Origin of the sequence: Aliiruegeria lutimaris, assembly GCF_900099935.1 — a bacterium.
Classification (GTDB): Bacteria; Pseudomonadota; Alphaproteobacteria; order Rhodobacterales; family Rhodobacteraceae; genus Tropicimonas; species Tropicimonas lutimaris.
Map to the genome: position 1 here is coordinate 1 of NZ_FNEK01000122.1, position 8,766 is coordinate 8,766.

The following is an 8,766-nucleotide window of genomic DNA, read 5'->3' on the forward strand; positions in this document are numbered from 1 at the left end:
CACAGGCTTTCGAAAGTCCATATGCCGAACCGTCGCCCAGGCCCCGAGTTGCAAACGCCTCAGCATTGCCAGCAATTGCGATGCACTCTTCCATCAGGGCATCGATTTCGTCCCAGGTCACGGCCGGGTCTGTGAAAAACGCCTGCCGATCCTGGCTGCAGGTAGCCACGAAGTTCGGGCCGGCCGCGGAAGTAATATTCACGATGCGCCCACCGTCGGAAAGAAGCGGAATGAAGGCATCGCAGACCCGTTTGATACCTCGGGTGTTAACGTTGAGGACGCTGCGAAGATCGTCCGCTCCGAGGCCGATACCTGCATTGTTGACGATGCCGTAGAGCTTTTCGCTACCGCATGTGTCCCGCACCTGGAGCACCGCCCCGCCTACGGATTCGTCACTCGACACGTCGATTTCCACGATCTGGATACGGCTGGCTCGATCAGCGCTCTCTCGTGAGAGGCTCTCTGCGGCAGCGCCACCGCGCTCGAGATCGCGGGATCCGAGGAACACAAACGTATCGTCCGCTTCCTCCAGGATCCGCTCTGCGATGGCATATCCGATGCCCTTGTTCGCACCGGTAACCAGGATTCTTCTCATATCGTCCCCCCGTTTTGCGTATCACAACAAGATAGAGCCGATAGCTACAATGCCGACGCTCTGCTTTTCGAGGCCGCACGAACACCGTTTCTACGCATCTATGCCCTGAAAGGTCCACGTGGCGAGTTTGCGAACATGCCCGGCCTGAGCCAGGCAGAAACGTTGCGTGTCAAGGCCGGGTCTCCATCCATCATGAGATCGCCGTTGCGGATCGCTTCACGATAGGTTCGGTCCCCCATCCAGATTTCAGACAGCGTTCTGACGGTGCAGTTGAAAAAAACGTCCACGTCGCGCCCCGGGTCCTTGAGACAGACCTCCGCGTTTTCCGGTTTGACGACGAGCCACCAATCGCGCTGCTCGATCAGGTCGGTGAAACGAAACTTGATGACGGTTTCCTGCCCCTTGATCTTTTCCCGGTCGATGCTGCGCTCGAGGTAGAGCATCAGGAACTCGGCGTCGAAATCCTGATCTAGGATCGTATGCTTCGCCCAAATGACACCCCATTCCCCCAACGAGAACAGTACCGGCAGGAGTGCTTCACAGGCATCCGTTGGATAGTATTCATAACCCTTTTGTCCGGGAATCTTTCGACGGATCAACATGTTCTGTTCTTCAAGCTGCTTCAGGCGCTTGGTCAGCAGTGCGGGAGAGATGTCTCCCAAGCCGCGTTGAAGCGTATTGAAACGCCGGCCACCCATCAGGATCTCGCGCAAGATAAGGATCGTCCACCGTTCGCCAAGTATCTCGGCGGCTTTCGCAATCGGACAGAACTGATTGTAATTCATCACCACTCCCCCGATCGGCGCTGGATTTCGACTAACTTCAGATAGTGTAGCGGGTTTCTGCGTTTTTTGTAGTTCTCTGCTTCCGGGCGTGAAGTATTTTGCACGCCTCGCCCGGTCTATTCACTTGTTCATCGGCAATCGGATGATCCGACGCCACAGGAACGAAAGTGAAAAGAGCCATAAGCGTCAGTATCTTAGTCAGCGTTTATCCGATCAGAATGACCCCGAGCGTCGTTGCCTCGAACCTGATTGGGCACCTACGCCGGTCTCAGGCAGTCATCGCCCCGGTTCTCCATCCCACAGCCCTCAACCGCATCTCTTCGAGTGCCTCTCGCGCCCGCTACAGCGCTTCCGCATGGGATGCACCTGCGCATTGGCGGGTGTGAGCCACCCGACGCTGTACAACACCAAATATCCCGCGAAGGAAACGAAATAATGACTATCCAGCAGCGCCTTACTCCGCAGACCGCCACAATGCCCCCCTCGCCTATCGTCTCGTTTTGGAACGACACCCTGGCCCCGAAATTCGTGAAATACCGCCATATCCTCGAAGGTGGGCTTTCGCGTCATAGCGAAGCGGTCATGCCGCTCCTGGAGATCGAGCAGGGCGACGATGTTCTAGACGTCGGTTGCGGCTTTGGTGACACCGCCATCGCAATTGCGCACCGCGTCGGCGAGACGGGCAGTGTCCTCGGCGCCGATTGCTGCGAGGCGTTCCTCGATATCGCGCGCCACCGCCCGGAGAAGATGTTCGCTCCAAACCTGCGTTTCGAGTCCTGCGATGCCGAGCGTGACCTCGGAGACGCGCGGTATGATTTCGTCTTTTCGCGCTTTGGCACGATGTTTTTCACCAACCCGGTCGCCGGGTTGTGCTCGATGCGCCGGGCATTGAAGCCGGGCGGACGCATGGCCCACATCGTCTGGCGGAATCGCGAGGACAATCCCTGGCTGATCGCGGCGCGCGACGTGGTGCGCCAATTCCTTCCGCCGCCCGGGCCCGAGGCCCAGACCTGCGGCCCCGGTCCGTTCTCGATGGCCGGCGAACAGACGACGCGCGCACAGATGGAAGCCGCCGGGTTCACCGACATCGCGTTCCGACGGATCGAAGCCAAAGTGAATGTCGGCCGGGACATCGAGGACGCTGTCAGCTTCCAATTGGCCATCGGCCCGGCGGGCGAGACCTACCGCGAGGCTGGTGCCTTGGGCGAAGCCCGCCGGGCGGAGATCGTTCTCGCACTGTCGAACCTGTTCGAGGAGGTGATCGCCCATGAGGGCGGCCTCTGGATGGACAGTTCGTCCTGGCTGATCACGGCGCGCGCACCCTCCTGACACACCGCCCGATTTCTTGGGCCTGAGATTTTGGGGAGACCCAAAAGAACGGAATGCCGGGAAACCAACGACGCTGTCTTGCCCCGCAATCCATCCATCGCCCCGCAAGGGCCTGTACCGGCGTGGCGCTCTCCAGCGCCCAGTCACCACCAACCCCGTAACCACCAACCTGAAACCGATCAATCCAACCCGAAAGGAAATACCATGAACGTTCAGTCCAATGTCACGGTCAACAACGGCGTGAACACCGAAGCCCTGATCGGCGCCCGCGGCGCTTTCGCCGAGGCTCCGCAAGCCGCGCAATTCACCTTCCGCAGCAGCTGTTCCTGGATCGAGGGCACCTACAGCGCCAACAAGATCAACAGCTATTTCGGCCTCGGCCAGGAGCATGAGCGCAAGCGGACCTTCTCGATCGAGTCCGATCATCCGGAGGTCTTCGCCGCGGCCGACCGCGCTCCGACCCCGCCGGAAATCGCGCTGGCCGCACTCGCGAGCTGCCTGACCGGTGGTGTCGCCGCCGTCGCCCAGCATCGCGGCATCCAGCTGCGCTCGGTGCAGTCGACGGTCGAAGGCGATATCGACGTCCAGGGCATTCTCGGAATGGACCCCGAGATCCGCAGCGGCTTCTCGTCGATCCGCGTGAGTTTCGAGATCGACGCCGACGCCAGCAAGGATGAGATCGCCGCACTCGTCGCCCAGTCGCAGAAGCGTTCGGCCATGTTCGACATCCTGACCAACCCGACGAACGTGAATGTCAGCCTCGCCTGATGCGTTGCGCCCGCACCGGCCCGCAAAGACCGGGCGGGTGCGGGCCTGACCCAATTCGGCCCTTGCCGCCAACCACGCGTTTTAGCGCCACTCCCTCGGCGATGACACTTCCAACGCCTGATCCCCCTGCATTCATTAGGACCTGTCGTCATGAAACGAATTTCCGCGCTGATCATCGGTGCCGGCCAGGCTGGCCTCGCGATGAGCCACCACCTGAGCGCCCGATCGGTGCCCAATGTCATTCTGGAGCGCGGCGAGGTCGCCAATTCCTGGAAGACCGAACGCTGGGACAGTCTCCGCCTGTTGACGCCGAACTGGCAAAGCCGCCTGCCGGGACATGCCTATGCAGGCGACGACCCGGACGGCTTCATGTCCGTGGCTCAGACCGCCAAATTCCTCGACACTTATGCCGCCACCATCACGGCACCCATCGAGACACGAACCACCGTGACACGAGTCCGCCGAATCGGCGACGACTACGAAGTCGAGACCAACCGAGGCCTCTGGTCCTGCCGGAACATCGTCCTCGCCAGCGGCGCCTGCAACCGCGCCAGTATCCCACAGTTCTCCACCGGGATTCCTGAGAGCATCGACCAACTGAGCCCTCTCGCCTACCGCAATCCGTCGCAACTTCGCCCGGGTGGCGTACTGGTCGTCGGCGCGTCGGCCACCGGCGTTCAGCTTGCGGCCGAACTCCGCGCGGCGGGTCATGACGTGATGCTCGCGGCCGGTCACCATGTCCGCATGCCCCGGTTCTACCGGGGGCGCGACATCCAGTGGTGGATGGACCGTTCCGGGCTCCTGTCCACAACGGTAGCGGAGGTCGATGACCTGCAACGCGCACGTGCGGTGCCATCGCTGCAACTCGTGGGAGAGGCCAGTACGCGTTTTCTCGACCTCAACACGCTGCAGAGCGCCGGTGTGGAGATCGTCGGTCGCTTCACCGGTCTGCGGGACAGGACGGCGCTTTTCTCAGGCGGCCTCGCCAACGCGACGGCGCTCTCCGATCTGAAGATGAACCGCGCCCTGGATGGCTTCGATGCCTGGGCGGCCGAAGCCGGACTCACCGATCTCCCGGCGCCCGAACGCTTCGCACCTACGAAGGTTGCAGAGGCGCCGCGGCTGTCGCTGGACCTTGCACGTGGCCGGATCTCGACGATCCTCTGGGCGACGGGGTTCCGGCCGGACTTCGACTGGCTGCATCTACCGGTTTTCGACCACAAGAGCCGGCTCGCGCACGAGGGCGGAGTGGTTGCCCGGGGCCTCTACGTCCTGGGCTTGCCGTTCCTTCGCAAACGCAACTCGACCCTCATCGATGGCGTCGGCGCCGATGCTGCCGCGCTCGCCGATCACCTCGTTTCTACCAATGTCCGCCACGCCGCCTGACCAAGAGGATCCCCCGATGACCTATCTCCAAACACCACCCGTCACTGAAACGGCCCGCGATCGCGTGATCCGCGAGGCTCAGTCCGCCGTCGTCGAGCGCATCCGCGCCGATCCGGCCAAGGCCCGAAGCACCCTCCGCACGACCGGCCATGTTGGCGAAGGTCTCGCCTGTGAGGTCGTCCAGGGACCGTTCAGCGCGACGCTCGATCTCGGCAAGGGAATGGGCGGGGACGCAGCCGGACCGTCCCCGGGGTTCTTTGCCCGAGCGGCCATTGCCGGATGTGTCGGGATCGCTGTTAAGATGCTCGCCGCGCGGGAAGGCGTGCGGTTCAACTGCGTCGACATTGCCGTCGAGACCGATTTCGACGATGCGGCGCTGTTCGGCATCGGCGGTGGCAATGCGGCTCCGGTTCGGACCCGGGTGTCGATCGACATCGACACCGATGCGCAAGGTGACATCGTGGAGAGCATCGTGGACCGCGCCCTTGCTATGGATCCCTGGTTCCTCGCTCTGGGCAACGCGCAGGATGTATCGGCAACGGTCTCAGTCGCGAGGTAGCCGACACATTGAGGGCCGGTGAAAGAACTCCGAGATCGTTTCGCCGGGCAAGTCTCAGCGCAAAGCGTCACTGGCGCGAGGCCGAGAAAAGGCATACTGACGTAGCTTCGCAGTTGCAGGATCTGTCGTGCGGGCCCCCTCGGATCGTCAAAGGCCAGAGAAACGTTGAGATCGGACTGCACCGCTGCCACACCCGAGAAAACTCTTGTGCTTATGCCTGCTCACATATTGGCCCTCTGTTTCGCGCAATAGTCCGATTGGCAGTTCCGAGATTGTGGTTTCGTTCCACCTCTCCTTAGGCATCCAGACGTGAGTGCCGACAATCCGCCGCGATCGCATTTCCTCGAGGCATCGTCAGGCGAGTGCCCTTTCTCACCCCGTTCAGCTCCCAAATACAGACCACTCCATTCTGCGTGCCAATTGTTCGGCAGCGTGCGTGCCCATCATGGAGTTGCCATACACATTGAGCCCAGGTGACCAAATTGCGATTGACGCCCGTTCCGGTGCAATGAGCAGGATCCCTCCGCCGACACCGGATTTTCCGGGTAATCCAACCCGAAAGGCAAAGTCGCCCGAACCGTCGTAGTGACCGCACATCATCATAAGCGCGTTGATGCGTCGGGACTTGAGCGCAGTCAGCAGGCGTGGCGCATCCGGGAGGCCGGCCAACACACGTCCAGCGCGAGCAAGTTGTACGCAACTCATTTCGATTGCGCATTGGTGGAAGTAGGTTCCCAATGTCATCTCCGGCTGATTTCTCAAATTTCCGAATGATTTCAGATAGTTTGCCAGTGCAACGTTGCGGAAGCCGGTTTCCGCCTCCGAGCGGGCTACGGCCTTGTCGATATGAATATCGTCGTCTTCAGCGGCAGCGCGAACGAATGCCAGAATCTCGGATAACGCTTCCTTTGGCTGGCGCCCTGTGAGCAGTTCATCGGTCGTTACGATGGCTCCAGCATTGATGAATGGATTTCGAGGACGACCATGTTCCTGTTCGAGTAACAAGATTGAATCGAACGGCCGTCCCGATGGCTCTCGTCCGACGCGGGTCCACACTTGCTCGCCGATCCGGCCGAGCACACATGCGAGCGAAAATACTTTCGAAATCGACTGGATCGAGAATTGTTGCCGTGCCTGACCAGCGGTTACGATCCGACCGTCGGCCAGCGAGACCGCAATCCCAAATTGTGCGGGATCGACGCGGGCAAGCTCTGGGATGTAATCGGCCACCTCCCCCCAATTCCCGTGCTTTCTGATCTCGGCATCAAGGTCAGAAAGAAATCGCTCGAGCGCCTCAGTCATGGCAATCTCCCCCTATCCTCATCGCCGTGTTGGAGCCGTTCTTTGCAACGCACGCACCAGCCGTTTCCTACCACACATTCATGGGGTAAGTTCCACCTCGCAAGCGGCCAGTGGTAGTCGATGCATTATCTGGACGATCAGCGGACGGGATTGACGGACGTGACCTTCGCGCTGAAGCCGATCCGACTGGAAGTCGGAGGGTTCGCACCCAGACGTGGATACTGAAAGTTCAGAACAAGTAACTCTGCCTGCCCCACATGGAGCAGCGCCCGGTTCTGAAGCACAAACCATCTAACGAGTGCGCAAATTAGACAGGCTTGCTAACATTGTGCCATCGGAGGTGAACGAGATGTTTTTGAAGGTGATCTTGATGGTCTTCGCGGCGGCAGGGGCCAGCACAGTCTCGGCCCAGATCGCGGATCCGGACGCCGGACGAGACGTCTTCATGTCGTACTGCGTGCAGTGCCATGGCTTCGATGCCAAGGGCGTTGGACCGATGGCTGAACTCCTTGTTGTCGAAACCCCGGACTTGACTGGTCTGGCCAAACGGAACGAGGGTGTCTTCCCGACCGCAGACGTGGCTACGAAAATCGATGGCCGAACGCTTGTGTTGGCGCATGGCGGAGACATGCCGCTGTTCGGGCCGTTTTTTGACGTCGGAGGAAACGTGGCCATTCGGTTGCCAAGCGGGCAGTCTATAATCATGAGCCAGACACTGGCCGATTTGATCGGCTACTTGGAGACATTGCAGGCGCGATGAGAACGCTACCCCTATATCGGCAATGAAGGGACACCCATGAGGCCGCATGAACAGCTTGACGCCGAGATCGTCGATCCTGATCAGACAGATGCCCGCGAAGTTCTGAGCGACAGGCTGGCGGGCCTGTGGTGGACATTCGTGCTGCGCGGGATCCTCGCTGGGGCTATTGGTATTGCCGCTCTTTTCTGGCCTACCGACAGCATCTCCCTGTTGTTGCAACTCGTTGGCGTGCTGTTACTCCTCGACGGAGCACTGACGTTGTTCGGCCTGGGAAGGAAAGGCGCGGCAGGAGGTGTCGGGGTCGGCACAATCGTGATCGGCCTCGTGCTCCTGATCTGGCCTGAGGGCACGGCACGGATTACTTTCGTCCTCCTGGGCACCTGGGCATTGATCATCGGCATTGGGTCTCTGATCACGTGGTGGCAAATGCCCGAATGGGACCCGGAACGCTCAACCGCGCGCGGCGTTGGGTTGCTGGCTTCGCTCGTCGGGTTGGTGCTCATCTTCTGGCCAGGCTCTGGGCTTGTCGCGCTTGGCTGGGCGATCGCATTTGCAGCGCTTGCCGTCGCCGTCGTGATGTTCTGGCTGGCAACGCGGTTTAAGCGTGCGAACGAACGTTTGCAGATGCGGGTTGTCAATCGATAGTAGGGCTATGACTATATGACCGCCGTGAAGGATTGGCCGCGTGGTTAGAACGGACAGACAATCGACGCCGTAAGATAGATGACGATCCCGAGTTCGATGGGCACATTCCCACTCAGTCGTTGACTCTTCGACGAAACGCGCAGCGGACAAAACAGATTGGGTGGATGGCTCCCGCGTCCCCGGCGTTGCGATACGCCACAGTGCAGGTATCATGATAACCGTGCGCCCTGAGCGCAGCTTCAGAGTGATTATTTCGGTGCTGGGGCGGGTTGTCGAAGACCACATGGAGTGCCCCCAATGAAGTGGTCCACCAACTGGGATAGCTTTATCCCGTTTTCAGGAGGACCAAACGATGGCTGGAAAGCGAGACAAACCCGAGGAGATCGTGCTGAAGCTGCGGCAGGTTGAAGTGCTGCAAGGTCAGGGCAGCTCGGTTGCCGATGCCGTTCGCCAGATTGGCGTGACGCAGCAGACCTACTACCGATGGCGCAAGGAGTATGGCGGCATGAGCCGGGATCAACTGAAGCGCCTGAAGCAGTTGGAAACGGAGAACCAGCGGCTCAGGCGCGCGGTATCTGATCTGACGCTGGACAAGATGGTTCTGGCCGAGGCTGCACGGGGAAACTTCTGAGCCCTT

At 60.4% G+C, this 8,766-nt stretch carries 9 protein-coding genes and 1 pseudogene; 7 read left to right on the forward strand and 3 right to left on the reverse strand.

All coding sequences use genetic code 11. The annotated features are described in order from the left end of the window. A partial coding sequence (locus tag BLR85_RS26850; protein ID WP_093163901.1) for an SDR family NAD(P)-dependent oxidoreductase occupies positions 1–595 on the reverse strand: 595 nt, incomplete at its 3' end. A 98-nt stretch (positions 596–693) separates the two neighbouring features. Then, positions 694–1,380 (reverse strand): winged helix-turn-helix transcriptional regulator, encoded by a 687-nt coding sequence (locus BLR85_RS26855; protein WP_093164622.1) that lies wholly within the window; start codon positions 1,378–1,380, stop codon positions 694–696. 435 nt (positions 1,381–1,815) lie between these two features. On the opposite strand from BLR85_RS26855, the gene BLR85_RS26860 reads away from it, so the two are divergent. The 4 genes from BLR85_RS26860 (at position 1,816) to BLR85_RS26875 (ending at position 5,422) form a co-directional block, all read left to right on the forward strand. Then, on the forward strand, positions 1,816–2,709 hold the full coding sequence (locus BLR85_RS26860) for a class I SAM-dependent methyltransferase (protein WP_093164625.1): 894 nt from the start codon (positions 1,816–1,818) through the stop codon (positions 2,707–2,709). Between the two features lie 204 nt (positions 2,710–2,913). Continuing rightward, positions 2,914–3,477, forward strand: coding sequence for an OsmC family protein (locus BLR85_RS26865; RefSeq protein WP_093164628.1), 564 nt, complete (start codon positions 2,914–2,916; stop codon positions 3,475–3,477). 150 nt (positions 3,478–3,627) lie between these two features. Continuing rightward, on the forward strand, positions 3,628–4,863 hold the full coding sequence (locus BLR85_RS26870) for an NAD(P)-binding domain-containing protein (RefSeq protein ID WP_093164631.1): 1,236 nt from the start codon (positions 3,628–3,630) through the stop codon (positions 4,861–4,863). Positions 4,864–4,879: 16 nt separating this feature from the next. Next, a complete protein-coding gene (locus BLR85_RS26875; protein ID WP_170844803.1) occupies positions 4,880–5,422 on the forward strand; it encodes an OsmC family protein in 543 nt (180 codons plus the stop codon). Between the two features lie 381 nt (positions 5,423–5,803). Here the strand turns inward: BLR85_RS26875 and BLR85_RS26880 are convergent, their stop codons facing one another. Next, positions 5,804–6,724 (reverse strand): glutaminase, encoded by a 921-nt coding sequence (locus BLR85_RS26880; RefSeq protein ID WP_093164637.1) that lies wholly within the window; start codon positions 6,722–6,724, stop codon positions 5,804–5,806. A gap of 349 nt (positions 6,725–7,073) precedes the next feature. Here BLR85_RS26880 and BLR85_RS26885 point away from each other — a divergent pair, with 349 nt between their 5' ends. From BLR85_RS26885 to BLR85_RS26895, 3 genes and pseudogenes are all read left to right on the forward strand, one after another. Beyond that, positions 7,074–7,484, forward strand: coding sequence for a c-type cytochrome (locus BLR85_RS26885; RefSeq protein ID WP_093164640.1), 411 nt, complete (start codon positions 7,074–7,076; stop codon positions 7,482–7,484). 36 nt (positions 7,485–7,520) lie between these two features. Beyond that, complete coding sequence (locus BLR85_RS26890; RefSeq protein WP_093164644.1) at positions 7,521–8,129, forward strand: HdeD family acid-resistance protein; 609 nt, start codon at positions 7,521–7,523, stop codon at positions 8,127–8,129. Positions 8,130–8,481: 352 nt separating this feature from the next. Beyond that, positions 8,482–8,751, forward strand: a pseudogene (locus BLR85_RS26895) (transposase); the annotation flags it as partial. Positions 8,752–8,766 lie beyond the last annotated feature (15 nt).